The organism is Thermus caliditerrae (assembly GCF_021462525.1).
In the GTDB taxonomy this organism is placed as follows: domain Bacteria; phylum Deinococcota; class Deinococci; order Deinococcales; family Thermaceae; genus Thermus; species Thermus caliditerrae.
This window is the reverse complement of sequence record NZ_JAKEDT010000002.1, coordinates 1-15,601: the sequence shown is the minus strand read 5'-3', so window position 1 is coordinate 15,601 and position 15,601 is coordinate 1. Positions and strand designations below refer to the sequence as shown.

At 67.6% G+C, this 15,601-nt stretch carries 17 protein-coding genes and 1 tRNA gene; 13 read left to right on the top strand and 5 right to left on the bottom strand.

Annotated elements, in window-relative coordinates:
* Positions 1-10 precede the first annotated feature (10 nt).
* Both L1088_RS01950 and trpD read left to right on the top strand, forming a co-directional pair.
* Positions 11-592 carry an anthranilate synthase component II gene (locus L1088_RS01950; protein ID WP_135259362.1) on the top strand — a complete coding sequence of 194 codons (582 nt, stop codon included), beginning with the start codon at positions 11-13 and terminating at the stop codon, positions 590-592.
* On the top strand, positions 580-1,569 hold the full coding sequence (trpD, locus tag L1088_RS01945) for an anthranilate phosphoribosyltransferase (protein ID WP_234553503.1): 990 nt from the start codon (positions 580-582) through the stop codon (positions 1,567-1,569). The genes L1088_RS01950 and trpD overlap by 13 nt, the downstream gene beginning before the upstream one ends.
* A 63-nt stretch (positions 1,570-1,632) precedes the next feature.
* Here the strand turns inward: trpD and L1088_RS01940 are convergent, their stop codons facing one another.
* The 5 genes from L1088_RS01940 to L1088_RS01920 are packed head-to-tail and all read right to left on the bottom strand — an operon-like array spanning position 1,633 to position 5,563.
* A complete protein-coding gene (locus L1088_RS01940) occupies positions 1,633-2,859 on the bottom strand; it encodes an adenylosuccinate synthase (RefSeq protein WP_038041242.1) in 1,227 nt (408 codons plus the stop codon).
* Positions 2,860-2,869: 10 nt separating this feature from the next.
* On the bottom strand, positions 2,870-3,538 hold the full coding sequence (locus L1088_RS01935; protein WP_234553502.1) for a queuosine precursor transporter: 669 nt from the start codon (positions 3,536-3,538) through the stop codon (positions 2,870-2,872).
* Positions 3,535-4,080 carry a hypoxanthine phosphoribosyltransferase gene (gene hpt / locus L1088_RS01930; protein WP_152560789.1) on the bottom strand — a complete coding sequence of 182 codons (546 nt, stop codon included), beginning with the start codon at positions 4,078-4,080 and terminating at the stop codon, positions 3,535-3,537. Before hpt ends, L1088_RS01935 begins: the two co-directional genes overlap by 4 nt.
* On the bottom strand, positions 4,077-4,775 hold the full coding sequence (locus L1088_RS01925; RefSeq protein ID WP_234553501.1) for a pseudouridine synthase: 699 nt from the start codon (positions 4,773-4,775) through the stop codon (positions 4,077-4,079). Before L1088_RS01925 ends, hpt begins: the two co-directional genes overlap by 4 nt.
* Positions 4,775-5,563 (bottom strand): enoyl-CoA hydratase/isomerase family protein, encoded by a 789-nt coding sequence (locus L1088_RS01920; protein WP_234553500.1) that lies wholly within the window; start codon positions 5,561-5,563, stop codon positions 4,775-4,777. Before L1088_RS01920 ends, L1088_RS01925 begins: the two co-directional genes overlap by 1 nt.
* Before the next feature lie 45 nt (positions 5,564-5,608).
* Here L1088_RS01920 and truB point away from each other — a divergent pair, with 45 nt between their 5' ends.
* The 11 genes from truB (at position 5,609) to fusA (ending at position 15,479) form a co-directional block, all read left to right on the top strand.
* Positions 5,609-6,547 (top strand): tRNA pseudouridine(55) synthase TruB, encoded by a 939-nt coding sequence (gene truB, locus L1088_RS01915; RefSeq protein ID WP_234553499.1) that lies wholly within the window; start codon positions 5,609-5,611, stop codon positions 6,545-6,547.
* Position 6,548: 1 nt separating this feature from the next.
* Entirely contained in the window at positions 6,549-7,658 is a 1,110-nt protein-coding gene (gene ald / locus L1088_RS01910) for an alanine dehydrogenase (protein WP_234553498.1), read from the top strand.
* Between the two features lies 1 nt (position 7,659).
* Entirely contained in the window at positions 7,660-8,001 is a 342-nt protein-coding gene (locus tag L1088_RS01905) for an Asp23/Gls24 family envelope stress response protein (RefSeq protein WP_038048082.1), read from the top strand.
* Positions 7,994-9,559, top strand: coding sequence for a DAK2 domain-containing protein (locus L1088_RS01900; protein WP_234553497.1), 1,566 nt, complete (start codon positions 7,994-7,996; stop codon positions 9,557-9,559). Before L1088_RS01905 ends, L1088_RS01900 begins: the two co-directional genes overlap by 8 nt.
* A gap of 64 nt (positions 9,560-9,623) precedes the next feature.
* Complete coding sequence (locus L1088_RS01895) at positions 9,624-10,418, top strand: hypothetical protein (RefSeq protein WP_234553496.1); 795 nt, start codon at positions 9,624-9,626, stop codon at positions 10,416-10,418.
* A gap of 196 nt (positions 10,419-10,614) precedes the next feature.
* Positions 10,615-11,049 (top strand): 3D domain-containing protein, encoded by a 435-nt coding sequence (locus L1088_RS01890; RefSeq protein WP_234553495.1) that lies wholly within the window; start codon positions 10,615-10,617, stop codon positions 11,047-11,049.
* A 30-nt stretch (positions 11,050-11,079) separates the two neighbouring features.
* The gene (locus tag L1088_RS01885; protein ID WP_234553494.1) at positions 11,080-12,195 is read left to right on the top strand and encodes an ABC transporter permease; all 1,116 of its coding nucleotides are present in this window, start codon (positions 11,080-11,082) and stop codon (positions 12,193-12,195) included.
* A gap of 40 nt (positions 12,196-12,235) precedes the next feature.
* Positions 12,236-12,310, top strand: a tRNA-Thr gene (locus L1088_RS01880).
* 198 nt (positions 12,311-12,508) lie between these two features.
* The gene (rpsL, locus tag L1088_RS01875; RefSeq protein ID WP_018110828.1) at positions 12,509-12,922 is read left to right on the top strand and encodes a 30S ribosomal protein S12; all 414 of its coding nucleotides are present in this window, start codon (positions 12,509-12,511) and stop codon (positions 12,920-12,922) included.
* A gap of 7 nt (positions 12,923-12,929) precedes the next feature.
* A complete protein-coding gene (gene rpsG / locus L1088_RS01870; protein ID WP_038048072.1) occupies positions 12,930-13,400 on the top strand; it encodes a 30S ribosomal protein S7 in 471 nt (156 codons plus the stop codon).
* A gap of 3 nt (positions 13,401-13,403) precedes the next feature.
* Positions 13,404-15,479, top strand: coding sequence for an elongation factor G (gene fusA / locus L1088_RS01865; protein WP_234553493.1), 2,076 nt, complete (start codon positions 13,404-13,406; stop codon positions 15,477-15,479).
* Positions 15,480-15,601: the final 122 nt, after the last annotated feature.

Here is a 15,601-nt window from a genome sequence, read left to right as displayed (position 1 = left end):
GGTGGGCGAAGTGAGGGTTCTCGTGATCGACAACTACGACAGCTTCACCTACAACCTGGTGCAGTATTTGGGGGAGCTGGGGGCAAGCCCTGTGGTGTGGCGCAACGACCAGTTCCGGCTGGAGGAGGTGGAGGCTTTGGACCCGGACCGCATCCTGATAAGCCCTGGGCCCTGCACCCCCCTCGAGGCGGGCCTTTCCCTGCCCCTCATCGCCCAGTATGCCCCCCGCTACCCCATCCTGGGGGTCTGCCTGGGGCACCAGGCCATCGGCATGGCCTTTGGGGGTAAGGTGGTGCCCGCCCCCATCGTCATGCACGGCAAGGTGAGCGAGATCCACCACGATGGCACCGGCCTTTTCCGGGGCTTGCCTAACCCCTTCCCCGCCACCCGCTACCACTCCCTGGTGGTGGAGGAGGTGCCGGAAGACCTCCGGGTGAACGCCTGGGTGGAGGAGGCGGGGGGGCGTACGGTGATGGGCTTCCGCCACCGCCAATACCCCACCCACGGGGTGCAGTTCCACCCGGAAAGCTACCTCACGGAAGCCGGTAAACTCATCCTCAAGAACTTCTTGGAGGACCCATGGACGCGGTGAAAAAGGCGCTTTTGGGGGAGGTGCTCACGGAGGAGGAAGCCTTTGGCCTCATGGGGGCCATGATGCGGGGGGAACTGAGCCCGGTGCGGGTGGCGGGGGTGCTCACCGCCCTGGCCCTCAGGGGGGAAACCCCTGCCGAGATCGCCGCCATGGCCAGGGCCATGCGGGAGGCCGCCAGGACCCTGCCGGTAAGGCGGCGACCCCTCTTGGACATCGTGGGCACGGGCGGGGACCACCAGGGGCTTTTGAACCTCTCCACCTTGGGAGCCCTGGTGGCGGCGGCGGGGGGGGTGGCGGTGGCCAAGCACGGGAACCGGGCGGCCAGCTCCCGTGCGGGCTCGGCGGATCTCCTCGAGGCCCTGGGGGTGGACCTGGAGGCCCCTCCAGAGCGGGTAGGGGAGGCCATTGAGGAGCTGGGCTTTGGCTTTCTCTTCGCCCGCCTCTTCCACCCGGCCATGCGCCACGTGGCCCCCGTGCGGGCGGAGCTTGGCATCCGCACCGTCTTCAACCTCCTGGGCCCCCTCACCAACCCCGCGGGGGCCGACCGGTATGTCCTTGGGGTCTTTAGCCCAAGGTGGCTTGCCCCCATGGCCGAGGCCCTGGAGCGCTTGGGGGCTAAGGGCTTGGTGGTCCACGGGGAGGGGGCGGACGAGCTCGTCTTGGGGGAGAACCAGGTGGTGGAGGTGGGGCGGGGGGCCTATGCCCTCACCCCGGAGGCGGTGGGCCTGACCCGCTTCCCCGTGGTGGCCCTCCGGGGAGGCTCCCCCCAGGAGAACGCTGAGCTGGCCAAGCGGGTCCTGAAGGGGGAGGAAAAGGGCCCCCACGCTCAGGGGGTGGCCCTGGCGGCGGGGGCCGGTTTCTATGCGGCGGGGAAAGTCCCTTCCCTGGCCGAGGGGGTGCGCCTGGCCCAGGAGGTCCTGGCCTCGGGGGAGGCCTACTTGCTCCTGGAGCGCTACGTGGCCTTCTTAAGGGGATAAAGGGGGGTTTGAAGAAGGGCTTGACCGGGGCCCCCACCTTGGCGGAGCCAAGGTGGGGTGGTATTAGACCCAGCTCACCGCCCCGAAGGTGTCCTCCCTTCTCGGGCTCGTGGAGAAGAGGACCACGGGCACACCGGTGTATTCCTCTATGAGCTCCAGGTAGCGCCTCAAGGAGGCGGGGAGATCTTCCCGGCTCCGCACCCCGGAGAGGTCGCCCCAGCCCGGAAGCTCCACGTAGCGCACCGCCTCGGGGGCCGCCTCCCCCGGCCGAGCCCCGTCCAGGTACTCCACCGCCACCTTCACCTTCTCCAGCCCCGAGAGCACGTCCAGCTTGGTGAGGGCCAGGCCGTCGAACCCGTTCACCTCGCAGGCGTACTTCAAGGCCACCAGGTCCAGCCAGCCCACCCGCCTGGGGCGCCCCGTGGTGGTGCCGTACTCCCCGCCCTTCTCCCGGAGGTGGTGGGCCAGGTCCCCCTGGAGCTCCGTGGGGAAGGGGCCTTCCCCCACCCGGGTGGCGTAGGCTTTGGCCACGCCGTAGACCTTGGTGATGGCCTTGTGGTTTAGCCCCGTGCCCACCAGGATGCCCCCCACCGTGGGGTGGGAGCTGGTCACGTAGGGGTAGGTGCCGTAGTTGAGGTCCAGGAGGGTGGCCTGGGCCCCCTCAAAGAGAAGCCGCTTGCCCCGCTTCAGGGCCTCCCGCAGGAGGCTTCCCGTGTCGGCCACAAAGGGGGCCAGGATCTCCCGCATCCTTAGGAGATCGGCCAGGGCCTTTTTCTCCGTGTCCCAGCCCGCCTCCCGGGTGGAGTTGGGCTTTTCCAGGAGGAGGCGGCGCACCCGCTCCCGCAAGACCCCCTCGTCCAGAAGGTCCCCGGCGCGGATGCCCACCCTGCGCGCCCGGTCGGAGTAGGCGGGGCCGATGCCCCGGCCGGTGGTGCCCACGAAGTTGTGGCGGCTTTCCACGTGTTTGTGGTGGGGGAGAACCAGGTGGGCCCTTTCCGAGACCAGCACCTTGGGGCGGAAGCCTTCCTTCTCCAAGGCAGAGAGCTCCTCCTGGAAGCGGAAGGGATCGATCACCATCCCGTCCCCCAGGACGTTCACCGCATGGGGGTGGATGACCCCTGAGGGCAGGAGGTTCAGCTTGAAGACCCGGCCCTCGGCCACCACGGTGTGCCCGGCATTGGCCCCCCCTTGGTAGCGGATCACGTAGTCCGCCTCCTGGGCCAAAGCGTCCACCACCTTGCCTTTGCCCTCGTCCCCCCACTGCGCCCCGATGATGGCGACTCCCGGCATCCCCTTAAGCTTACGCCAGGCGGAAGGGGTTGAAGTCGGTATCCCGGTCGTAGGCGTCCATACCCTCGGCCCGCTTCAGGAAGCCTACCACCCCGTAGGTGACGGGGAGCATGAGGGCCTCCACCCCCACCTTGAAGACGTAGTTGGAGAGGAAAACGGCGAGGAGCACCTCATGGGGCCAAACCCCGTAGAAGGCCACCAGGAGGAAGACCCCGGTGTCCAGTCCCTGGCCTGCCAGGGTGGAGAGGAGGGCGCGGAGCCAAAAGTGGTGTCCCTCGGTCCGCACCTTCAGTTTGGCCAGCACGTAGGCGTTGGCGAACTCCCCGGCGAAATAGGCCAGGAGGCTTCCCAGGACGATCCGGGGGGTGAGGCCCAGGAGGAGGCCGAAGGCCTCCCCAAAGCGCTGGCTTTCCCCATCCTGGGGGGCAGGGAGGGCGGCCACCGCTTGGAAGGTGAGGGTGGCCAGGAGGAGGGCGAAAAAGCCTGTCCAGATGACCCGGCGGCTTTTCCGGTAGCCGTAGACCTCGGTGAGGACGTCGCCGAAAATGTAGGCCAAGGGAAAGAGGAGGGTGCCTCCGTCAAAAGTGAATGGCCCCAGGACCACCAGCTTGGTGGAGGCCACGTTGGAGGTGAGGAGCACCGTGGCGAAGAGGGCGGTGATCAGGTCCAGGTACTTCATTCTTCCTCCGGGCGGATGGAGGTGATGAAGGGCAGGTTGCGGTCAAACTGGGCCCGGTCCAGGCCGTAGCCGTAGACGTAGGCGTCCTCGATTTCAAAGCCCAGGTAGTGGATGGGGACCTCCACCTGGCGCCTCGAGGGCTTGGAGAGGAGGGCGGCCACCCGGATGGAGGCGGGCTTGCGGGCCTCGAGGTAGTCCAGGAGGTAGGAAAGGGTGAGCCCGGTGTCCACGATGTCCTCCACCACGATCACGTCCCGGCCGTGGATGGGGAGGCGGAGGTCCTTGATGAGCTCCACCTCGCCGCTAGAGCGGTAGGCGTTGCCGTAGGAGCTGATGGAGATGAAATCCAGGGTGAGGGGGAGGGGGATGGCCCGCACCAAGTCGGCGGTGAAGATGAAAGCCCCGTTCAGGACGGAGATGAGGTGGGGGGTTTTGCCTTGGTAGTCCTGGGCGATCTGGGCTCCCAGCTCCCGCACCCTCTGGGCGATGGCCTCGGCGCTGATCTGCACGGGTCCGTTTCCCGCGGTGAACATGCCCTTCATTCTAGCCCGCTTTCCCGGAGGAGGGCCGCCACCTCCTCCTCGGAGAGCCTGCGCCACCGCCCGGGGGGGAGGTGGCCCAGCTGGATGGGACCCACCTGCACCCTGAGGAGGCGGCGCACGGGGTAGCCCACCGCCTTCAGCATCCTGCGCACCTCCCGCTTCCTCCCCTCGGCCAGGGTGAGGTAGGCCCCCCCGGGGGCAGGGCGGCAAAAAAGGGCCCGGGCAGGGCCGTCCTCCAGCGCCACACCCTGGACGAGCTTCTGGCAGACCCCTTCCGGCAGGGTGCCCCTTTCCGTCCAGACCCGGTAGACCTTCTTGACCCCGTGCCGGGGGTGGGTGAGGCGGAAGGTGAGGGCGCCGTCGTTGGTGAAAAGGAGGAGGCCCTCTGAGTCCCGGTCCAGGCGGCCTACGGGGTGGAGGCCGGGGATGGGGGGGAGGAGGTCAAACACCGTCTTCTGGGCATGGGGGTCAAAGCGGGTGGTGGTGTAGCCTTTAGGCTTATGCAGGGCCAGGACGATCCTTTCCTGGGGGAGCTCCACCCGCCTCCCGTCCACCTCCACCACGTCCCCCGGCCCCACCCTCTGCCCCAGGTGGGCCGCCTCCCCGTTCACCCGCACCCGGCCCTCCTGGATAAGCCTTTCCGCCTGGCGGCGGCTTGCCACCCCCGCCCGGGCCAAAAAGGCTTGCAGGCGCATCACGGGAAGGTGGGGGGGCGCTTTTCCTTGAGGGCCTTGAGGCCCTCTTCCAGCTCCTTCCCCGAGAAGCCTAGGAACTCCAGGGCCAAGGACACCTCAAAGTGGGGTAGGAAGGTGCGGAGCCAGCCGTTCAGGGCATGCTTGGTAAGGCTTAAGGCTTCCTTTGGCCCCTGGGCAAGCCTTTCGGCCACCTCCAGGGCCTTGGCGTAGACCTCCCCGTCCTCCACCGCCAAGGCGATGAGGCCGAGCCTCTCCGCCTCCTCCCCGGTGAGGGGCTCGCTCAAGAGGAGGTGGTACTTGGCCTTGGCTAGGCCCGTTAGGAGGGGCCAGAGGAGGACGGCGTGGTCCCCTGCCGCTACCCCCAGGCGCAGGTGCCCGTCCAGGAGCCTAGCCCGCTTGCCCGCCACCACCACGTCGCTGGCCAGGGCCAAGGCCAGCCCCGCCCCCACCGCCACCCCTTCCACCGCGGCCACCACGGGACTGGGAAAGCTTAAGGGTCCCAGGACCAGCTCCCGGGCCTCCCAAAAGACCCGCATGAGGGCCTCGTGGGAAGAGCGCATCTCCTCGATGAGGGCGAAGGAGCCCCCGGCGGAGAAGACCCCGCCCTCCCCCCGGAGGAGGACGGCCCGGACCTCCTCCTGGCCCTCGAGGTCCCGCCACACCCGGGAGAGCTCCCGGTGGAGTTCTGGGCCCATGGCGTTCAGCTTCTCCCCCCCGAAGGCGATCTCCAGCACCCCCGGCTTGGGCCAGGCGAAGCGCAAGGAGGGGTAGCGGCTTTCCAGGTCCATACGTCCATTCTTCCTTCCGCCTTCCGGTGATACAATCCCCTAGGCATGGCCCTCTACGCGGTGGACAAGCCCCTCCACCTCACCTCCCACGACGCGGTGGAGGAGGCGAGGCGGCGCCTTGGCACCCGCCGGGTGGGGCACACCGGCACCCTGGACCCTCTGGCCACGGGCCTCCTTCTCCTGGTCTCCGAGGAAAGCACCAAGCTGGTGCCCTTTCTCTCGGGGGAGGACAAAGAATACATCGCCTGGGTTTCCTTCGGGGCCACTACCCCCACCCTGGACGCGGAAGGGCCGGTGAGTGAGGAGGCCCCGGTGCGCTTTGACCGCAAGGACCTGGAGAACCTCCTTCCCTCCTTCCTGGCCCTCAAGGAGCAGGTGCCCCCCCTCTACTCCGCCATCAAGGTGGGGGGAAAAAGGGCCTACGAGGCCGCCCGGGAGGGGAAGCCCCTGGAGCTTGGGCCCCGGCCGGTGAAGTACCTCGAGGTGGAACTCCTTGCCCTGGACCCCGAACCCATCCCCCACCCCATTGCCCCCTCGGCCAAGGGCTGGCGCCTGGCGGAGAAGGGGGGGAGGCGGGTGGAGCTCCCCCCGCCCCTGGGCCGTTACCCCACCGCGGTCATCCGCCTGGTGGTGGGCCCCGGCACCTACGTGCGGGCCTTCGCCCGCGACCTGGGGGAGAGGCTCAAGACCAAGGCCTTCCTCTCGGGGCTGGTCCGCACCCGCATCGGCAAGATCGGCTTGGAGCGGGCGGTCGGGCTTTCCGAGCTCTCTCCGGACAAGGCCATTCCTGAGCCCGACGCCCTGCCCTACCCGGTGGTGGAGCTCTCCCACACCGAGGCCCGGCGCGTCCTGGAGGGGGTTCCCCTGCCCATTCCCGCCCTGGGGTACGTCACCCTGGTAGACTCCCGCAGGCGGCTTCTGGCCATCGCTGAGGGTGATGGCTTCAAGCTCAAGATCCGAAGGGTGTTCGTGAAGGAGGTCTAGTATGGTGATCGGCGTTCCCAAGGAGATCAAGACCCTGGAGAACCGCGTGGCCCTGACCCCGGGCGGCGTAGAGAGCCTGGTGCGGCGTGGCCACACCGTGCTGGTGGAGCGGGGGGCAGGGGTGGGCTCGGGCCTATCTGATGCCGAGTACGAGCGGGCCGGGGCCCACCTGGTGAGCCGGGAGGAGGCCTGGGGGGCGGAGATGGTGGTGAAGGTGAAGGAACCCCTACCCGAGGAGTACCCCTTCCTGCGGGAGGGGCTCCTCCTCTTCACCTACCTGCACCTGGCCGCAGACCGCGCCCTCACCGAGGCCATGCTGAAGAGTGGGGTCACGGGGATCGCCTACGAGACGGTGCAGCTTGCCGATGGCTCCCTGCCCCTCCTGGTGCCCATGAGCGAGGTGGCGGGCCGCATGGCCCCCCAGGTGGGGGCCCAGTTCCTGGAGAAGCCCCACGGGGGGCGGGGGGTCCTCCTGGGCGGGGTGCCCGGGGTGGCCCCGGCCAGCGTGGTCATCCTGGGAGGCGGCACCGTGGGCACCAACGCCGCCAAGATCGCCCTGGGCATGGGGGCCCAGGTGACCATCCTGGACGTGAACCACAAGCGGCTTCAGTACCTGGACGACGTCTTCGGGGGGAGGCTCATCACCCTCACCGCCACGGAGGCCAACATCAAGAAGAGCATCCAGCACGCCGATCTCCTCATTGGCGCCGTGCTGGTGCCCGGGGCCAAGGCCCCCAAGCTGGTCACCCGGGACATGCTTCCCCTCATGAAGGAGGGCTCGGTGATCGTGGACGTGGCCGTGGACCAGGGGGGGTGCGTGGAGACCATCCGCCCCACCACCCACGCCGAGCCCACCTACGTGGTGGAAGGGGTGGTGCACTACGGGGTGGCCAACATGCCGGGGGCGGTGCCCAGGACCAGCACCTTCGCCCTCACCAACCAGACTCTTCCCTACGTGCTCAAGCTGGCGGAGAAGGGCCTCGAGGCCCTTCGGGAAGACGGGGCCCTCCTCAGGGGCCTGAACACCCACCAAGGGCGCCTCACCCACCCGGGGGTGGCCGAGGCCTTCGGCTTGGCCTACACGCCCCCGGAAGAGGCGTTAAGGGGGTAGGATGCAAGGCCGCGTGACCCTTACGGAAAACGCTTTGGCCGCCCTCCTGGCCTTGGCGGCCCACGAGGTGCCGGGGGTGGTGGGCATGGCCCCGGCGGGCCTCAAGGACCAGGTGGTGCGCATCCTGGGGCGGCAGGAGGCCAGCGAAGGGGTGGTGGTGCGCCAGGACCCGGCGAGCCCTGGCAGGTACGCCGCGGACTTCTACGTGGTGGTGGCGGTGGGCGCCCGCATCCCCACGGTGGTGGAGTCCTTGGCGGAGCGGGTAGCCTTCGCCGCCGAGAAGCTGGCAGGGGTTAAGCTCTCCCAGGTGCGGGTCCACGTGGTGGGGGTGGGGCGTGGCTAGCTGGGCCCCTGAGGAGCTGGCGGACGCTTTCCGCTACGCCACGGACTGGTTCCGGGTCTACGTGGAGGAGCTCAACGCCCTGAACGTCTACCCCGTGCCCGATGGGGACACGGGCACCAACATGCACCTTACCCTCCAGTCCGCCCGGCGGGAGCTGGACCTCTCGGACACCTCCAAGATGGCCGAGGTGGCCCGGGCCATCGCCTACGGCAGCCTCCTGGGGGCCCGGGGGAACAGCGGGGTGATCCTTTCCCAGATCCTCAAGGGCTTCAGCGAAGCGCTGCGCAAGCGGGAAGTGTTGGACGCCCCAGGGCTCGTGGAGGCCCTGCGCTTGGGGGCAGAGACGGGTTACCGGGCGGTGATGCGGCCCGTGGAGGGCACCATCCTCACCGTGGCCCGGGCGGCGGCGGAGGGGGCCAAGGGGGAAAGCCTCGAGGCCACCCTGGATACCGCCCTCCAAGCTGCCCAGGAGGCCTTGGCCAGAACCCCCGAACTCCTTCCCGTGCTGAAGCAGGCCGGGGTGGTGGACGCGGGGGGCGCGGGGTACGTGCGCTTCCTGGAGGGCCTCAGGGGCTATGCCCAAAAGCTCCCCCTTCCCGAGCCCCCCAAGGTGGAGCGCTACGCCCAGACCGCCTTCGCCACCGAGGAGTTCGGCTACTGCACGGAGTTCCTCATGGAGGGGGTGGAGGTGCCCATAGAGAAGATCCGCGAGGCCGTGGCCCCCTTCGGGGACTCCCTTCTGGTGGTAGGAGCCGAGGGCTACGTGAAAGGGCACATCCACACCGACGACCCCGACGGCCTCCTGGCCACCGTGGCCCGCTTCGGCCGCATGGTGCGCACCAAGGTGGAGGACATGGCCGAGCAGCACACGGAGATCCTGGCCATGGCCGGGGCGGCGGCGGAGGCCCCACCCCCCACGGGCCTGGTGGCCGTGGCCTTGGGCCACGGGGTGGCCCGGGTCTTCCGTAGCCTGGGGGCGCGGGTGGTGGCCGGGGGGCAGACGCAAAACCCCAGCGTGGAGGACATCCTCTCCGCCATCCGGAGCCTGCCTAACCCCAAGGTCATTCTCTTGCCCAACAACCCCAACGTCTTCATGGCTGCAGAAGAAGCCAAGAGGCTCGCCGAGGGAATAGGGAAGGAAGTCCACGTCCTCAAGACCCGCACCCTTGGCCAGGGCCTGGCGGCGGCGGTGCGCTACCTTCCGGAGGCGGAGCCTGCGGAACTCCTGCCGGAGATGGAGGAAGCAGCAGCCGGGGCGAGGACCCTGGAGGTCACCTGGGCCAGCCGCGACGCCGAGGTGGAGGGGCTTAAGGTTTTGAAGGATAAACCCATCGGCCTCCTGGACGGCAAGCTGGTCCTGGTGGGGGAGACTCCTGAGGAGGTCCTGGAAGGCCTGATCCGCCTGGCGGGTGAGGGGAAAGAGGTCCTCACCCTCTTCCTGGGCCCCAATACCCCCAAGGAAAAGGCCGAAGAGGTGGCGGCGAAGTTCCCCGAACTGGCGGTGGAGATCCTCCCCGGGGGCCCCGACCTCTACGCCTACCTGGGGGTCATGGAGTAGCTAAAGGAAGTCCCAAGCCCCCTTTCCCGTCCCAGGGCTAAACTGGAGGGGAAGGGGGTGGTTTATGCGTAGGGTCTTCTGGGGCCTTGCCCTGCTTCTGGCCTTGGCGGCGTGCACGGAGGGCATCCCTCCCGCAAGCGGGACCCTGCCTGTAGGCGGCTATGTCCTTGCCGACCTCCCGGCGGCTCAGGAAAGCGGGGGGGAGCTCCGGCCGGGGGTCAGGGTCTACCGCATCCCCTTGAGCGTGAGCCAGGCGGTGCGGGTGAGCGCGGTTTCCTCGGACCTAAAGCTCCGGGCCCGGTTGCGGCTCACCCTCCTGGACGAGCGCGGGGTGGTGCAGGCGGTGAGCGTGGCCCGCAACTGGTTCGCCGCCTACCCGGAGGTGGCCCCGCTTGCCTTGCGTCCCCAGCTCACCGTGGACCCCGGGATCCGCCTGAACTTCCGGGGCACGGCCGGACAGACCTATTACCTCAAGGTGGAAAACTACGCCCTAAGCCCGGACCGGGTCACCCTTTATGCTGATCCCTTTACCCCTAACCCTGCGGGCGGGGGGGAAGCCTTCACCGGGGGGACCAAGTACGGGGCCATAGAGTTTGCGGGGGAGTTTGACCAGTACAACGTGGCCTCGGCCACGGGCAACCTGCGCTTTACCTACACGGGCCCCTTGGACCTGGTGGCCCTTCTTTACCTCTCGCCCACGGATGCCAGCCCCCTCGTCTTGGACCCCGTGATGAACTGCGCCCCCATTTCCCCCGCCACCCTCCTGGTGGTGCGCGACCGGGGCCTGGCCCGGGCGGGGTTTGACGAGGCGGGGAGCGGCCGGTACGTCCTGGAGATTTCTTCGGCCCCTTGCCCTTAGGCCAGCTTTGAGAGAAGTGAGCTTTAGCTAAAGGAGCTTAATCGTTCTCTAACGAAGAGCCGCCGGACGAAGTCCCTGTCCGGCGGTACTCTCTGTTATTTGGAATAAAAACGATAGAGATGCCATGGTGGGGCATGAGGAGAGGCGCTCATTCATCTCATAAGGCTCAAGGGTTCGCCGGGATACTCAGAGCGCTATGCGGGGATTCCCAGTTGTGCTCTTTCTGCTCCTGGCTTTGGCCGGGGCTTTGGCCCAGACAGGGCCTGTGCGTCCAAAGGTTTTGATCTTGCAGGGCACCGCCTACACCTCCAGCGTGCGGGAGACCGACTCTACCCCCTTCGTCACCGCCACCGGCATGCGCACCCGGCTGGGGGTGCTGGCGGTGAGCCCCGATCTCCTTAAGGTCCTGCCCTACGGCACAAAGGTGCGCCTCAAGGACCTGGGCTCGGTCTACGGCCGGGGCCGGGGGCAGTTCGATGCCCTCTTCCAGGGGCGGGTGTTCGTGGTGGCGGACGTGATGCACCCCAGGATGCGGGAGAAGGTGGACGTCTGGCTCCCGGACCGGGCCACGGCCTTGCGCTTTGGCCGGAGGCTCCTGCAGGTGGAGGTGGTGGAGTACCCCAGGCGCTGAGGGGCCTAGCCTTCGCCGTATCCTGAAGGCGTGCGCTTTGCCCTCTTCCTGGCCCTGGCCCACTTGAGGCGTAGGCCCTTCCAGACCGCCTTAGCCCTTTTGGGCGTGGGGGTGGGGGTGGCCGTGCTCCTGGCGGCCCTTTCCCTCACCAACGGTTTCGTGAGCGGTCTGGTTCGGGCCACCCTCAAGGCCTACCCCCACCTGGTCCTCTTCAGGCTGACGGAAGAGCTTCCCCCCCTACCGCCCCATCCTGAGGTGGAGGCCTTCGCCCCTTTCGCCGCCACCAAGGCGCTTCTGACCCGTCCGGCAGAAGGGGCCCGGGGACCGGGGGTGGACTTCGCCACCCTGGTGGGCCTGGGGGAGGGGGGTGAGCGCCTTTACCCCGAGCTGGGGCTCCGGCTGGAGCCGGGGGGCGTCTATCTGGGCTCGGCCCTGCAGCAGTCCCTGGGGGCTTTCCTGGGGGAGAAGCTCTACGCCATGTCCGCCACCCAGGAGCGGGTGGAGCTCAAGGTGCTGGGCTCCTTCCGCACGGGCAACTACCTCCTGGACTCCGCCTACGCCTTCGTGGACCTGGAGGCGGTAGAGCGGCTTTCTGGGCTCAAGGCCCAGGGCTACCAGGTGCGGCTTAAGGACCCCTGGCGGGCCAAGGAGGTGGGGGCGGAGCTGGCGGGCACCCGCTTCTTCCCCCAAGCCTGGCAGGACACCCAGCGCACCCTCCTGGAGCAGCTGGCGTTGCAGAAGCGGGTTTTGGGCATCCTCATCTTCCTGATCGTGGCGGTGGCCGCTTTGGGGGTGGCGAACCTCTTGGTGCTGAAGGTGGTGGAGAAGACCCCGGAGATCGCCCTTCTTCGGGCCATGGGGGCCTCGAGGCTCACCGTAGGCCTGGTCTTCGCCCTGGAAGGGGCCTTCTTGGGCTTTGGTGGCGTTCTCCTCGGCAACCTCTTGGGCTACCTCCTCTGCCTCTACCTGGCCTTGCGCCCGGTGGACCTTCCGGGGGAGCTCTACTTCCTCACCCACCTTCCGGTGGAGATGCGCCTGGCCGACTTCCTCCTGGTGAGCGGGGCCAGCTTCTTGGCCACCTTCCTCTCCGCCCTCCTGCCCCTCTGGCGCGCCTTCCGGGTCCAGCCGGGGGTGGTGCTCAGGTAGTTGCCAAATGCTCTGGCCTCCCCTAAACTTTTTGGGGCGGGCCGGTGTAGCTCAGCGGTAGAGCAACCGCCTCGTAAGCGGTAGGCCGCCGGTTCGAATCCGGCCACCGGCTCCAGAACACCCCGCCTTCGGGCGGGGGTTTTCCATGGCTCGCCGCTTGTCAAAACGCCCTTGGGCCTGTAGACTAGGCAAGTTGAGGGCCCTCAGGGCCAGCCCCCTGGCCCTGAGGGTGGTGCCCTGTGCGGGCAAAAGCGGGGAAGAAGCTTCCCCGGGCGGATCTTGAGAACACGGGGGCAAGTCCAAGAAGAAGGGAGTGGTGGCACTGCCGACGATCAACCAGCTAGTCCGAAGGGGCCGCGAGAAGGTCCAGAAGAAGAGCAAGGTACCCGCCTTGAAGGGCTCGCCCTTCCGCCGAGGGGTGTGCACCGTGGTGCGCACCGTGACCCCCAAGAAGCCCAACTCGGCTTTGCGGAAGGTGGCCAAGGTGCGCCTCACCTCCGGCTACGAGGTGACGGCCTACATCCCTGGCGAGGGGCACAACCTGCAGGAGCACTCCGTGGTCCTCATCCGGGGTGGCCGTGTGAAGGACCTCCCGGGCGTGCGTTACCACATCGTCCGCGGGGTTTACGACACCCAGGGCGTGAAGGACCGCAAGAAGAGCCGCTCCAAGTACGGGACCAAGCGGCCTAAGGAAACCAAGGGCGCGGCCCCGGCCAAGAAGAAGTAGGTGAGCTATGGCGCGGAGAAGAAGAGCAGAGGTACGCCAGCTCCAGCCCGACCTGGTCTACGGGGACGTGGTGGTGTCGGCCTTCATCAACAAGATCATGCGGGAGGGCAAGAAGAACCTGGCCGCCCGCATCTTCTACGACGCTTGCCGCATCATCCAGGAGAAGACTGGGCAGGAGCCGTTGAAGGTCTTTAGGCAGGCGGTGGACAACGTGAAGCCTCGCCTCGAGGTCCGCTCCCGGCGGGTGGGGGGTGCCAACTACCAGGTGCCCATGGAGGTCTCCCCCCGGCGCCAGCAGTCCTTGGCCCTGCGCTGGCTGGTGCAGGCGGCCAACGCCCGCTCGGAGCGCGGCGCGGCGGTGCGCATCGCCCACGAGCTCATGGACGCGGCGGAAGGCAAGGGTGGCGCGATCAAGAAGAAGGAAGACGTGGAGCGCATGGCCGAGGCCAACCGCGCCTACGCCCACTACCGGTGGTAAGCCATGGCGGTTAAGGTAGAATACGACCTAAAGCGGCTCCGCAACATCGGCATTGCCGCCCACATCGATGCCGGTAAGACCACCACCACCGAGCGCATCCTCTACTACACCGGCAAGATCCACAAAATCGGGGAGGTCCACGAGGGTGCGGCCACCATGGACTTCATGGAGCAGGAAAGGGAGCGGGGCATCACCATCACCGCCGCCGTGACCACCTGCTTCTGGAAGGACCACCGCATCAACATCATCGACACCCCCGGCCACGTGGACTTCACCATCGAGGTGGAGCGCTCCATGCGGGTGCTGGACGGGGCCATCGTGGTCTTCGACTCCAGCCAGGGGGTGGAGCCCCAGTCCGAGACCGTCTGGCGCCAGGCGGAGAAGTACAAGGTGCCCCGCATCGCCTTCGCCAACAAGATGGACAAGACGGGGGCCGACCTTTGGCTCGTCATCCGCACCATGCAGGAGCGCCTGGGGGCGAGGCCCGTGGTCATGCAGCTCCCCATCGGCCGCGAGGACACCTTCTCCGGGATCATCGACGTCCTCCGGATGAAGGCCTACACCTACGGCAACGACCTGGGCACCGACATCCGTGAGGTCCCCATCCCCGAGGAGTACCTCCCCCAGGCCCAGGAGTACCACGAGAAGCTCATTGAGGCCGCCGCCGACTTTGACGAGAACGTGATGCTCAAGTACCTGGAGGGGGAGGAGCCCTCCGAGGAAGAGCTGGTGGCGGCCATCCGCAAGGGCACCATCTCCATTCAGATCACCCCCCTGTTCTTGGGCTCCGCCTTGAAGAACAAGGGCGTCCAGCTTCTCCTGGACGCGGTGGTGGACTACCTGCCCTCCCCTCTGGACATCCCTCCCATCAAGGGGACCACGCCCGAGGGGGAGGTGGTGGAGATTCACCCCGATCCCAACGGGCCCCTTGCTGCTTTGGCCTTCAAGATCATGGCTGACCCCTACGTGGGCCGCCTTACCTTCATCCGCGTCTACTCCGGTACCCTCACCTCGGGCTCCTATGTCTACAACACCACCAAGGGCCGGAAGGAGCGGGTGGCCCGCCTTCTGCGCATGCACGCCAACCACCGGGAGGAGGTGGAGGAGCTCAAGGCCGGGGACCTGGGCGCCATCGTGGGCCTCAAGGAGACCATTACCGGCGACACCCTGGTGGGGGAGGACGCGCCCCGGGTGATCCTCGAGTCCATCGAGGTACCCGAGCCGGTGATCGACGTGGCCATCGAGCCCAAGACCAAGGCGGACCAGGACAAGCTCTCCCAGGCCCTGGCCCGCCTGGCGGAGGAAGATCCCACCTTCCGCGTGTCCACCCACCCCGAGACCGGCCAGACCATCATCTCCGGGATGGGCGAGCTCCACCTGGAGATCATCGTGGACCGGCTCAAGCGGGAGTTCAAGGTGGACGCCAACGTGGGCAAGCCCCAGGTGGCCTACCGGGAAACCCTCACCCGCCCCGTGGACGTGGAGGGCAAGTTCATCCGCCAGACCGGTGGCCGCGGCCAGTACGGCCACGTGAAGATCAAGGCGGAGCCCCTTCCTCGGGGTTCTGGCTTTGAGTTCGTGAACGCCATCGTGGGCGGCGTGATCCCCAAGGAGTACATCCCCGCGGTGCAGAAGGGTATCGAGGAGGCCATGCAGTCCGGCCCCCTCATCGGCTTCCCCGTGGTGGACGTGAGGGTCACCCTCTACGACGGCTCCTACCACGAGGTGGATTCCTCGGAGATGGCCTTCAAGATCGCCGGCTCCATGGCCATCAAGGAGGCGGTGCAGAAGGGGGATCCGGTGATCCTGGAGCCCATCATGCGGGTGGAGGTCACCACCCCCGAGGAGTACATGGGCGACGTTATCGGCGACCTGAACTCCCGCCGGGGCCACATCCTGGGCATGGAACCCAGGGGCAACGCCCAGGTGATCCGGGCCTACGTGCCCCTGGCGGAGATGTTCGGCTACGCCACCGACCTGCGCTCTAAGACCCAGGGGCGGGGCTCCTTCGTCATGTTCTTCGACCACTACCAGGAGGTCCCCAAGCAGATCCAGGAGAAGCTGATCAAGGGTCAGTAAAGCGTTTTGAGGGTGGGCCTTTGGGCCCACCCGTGCTTGCGAAGGGAGAACGAAGATGGCCAAGGGCGAGTTTATCCGTACGAAGCCTCACGTGAACGTGGGGACGATTGGGCACGTGGACC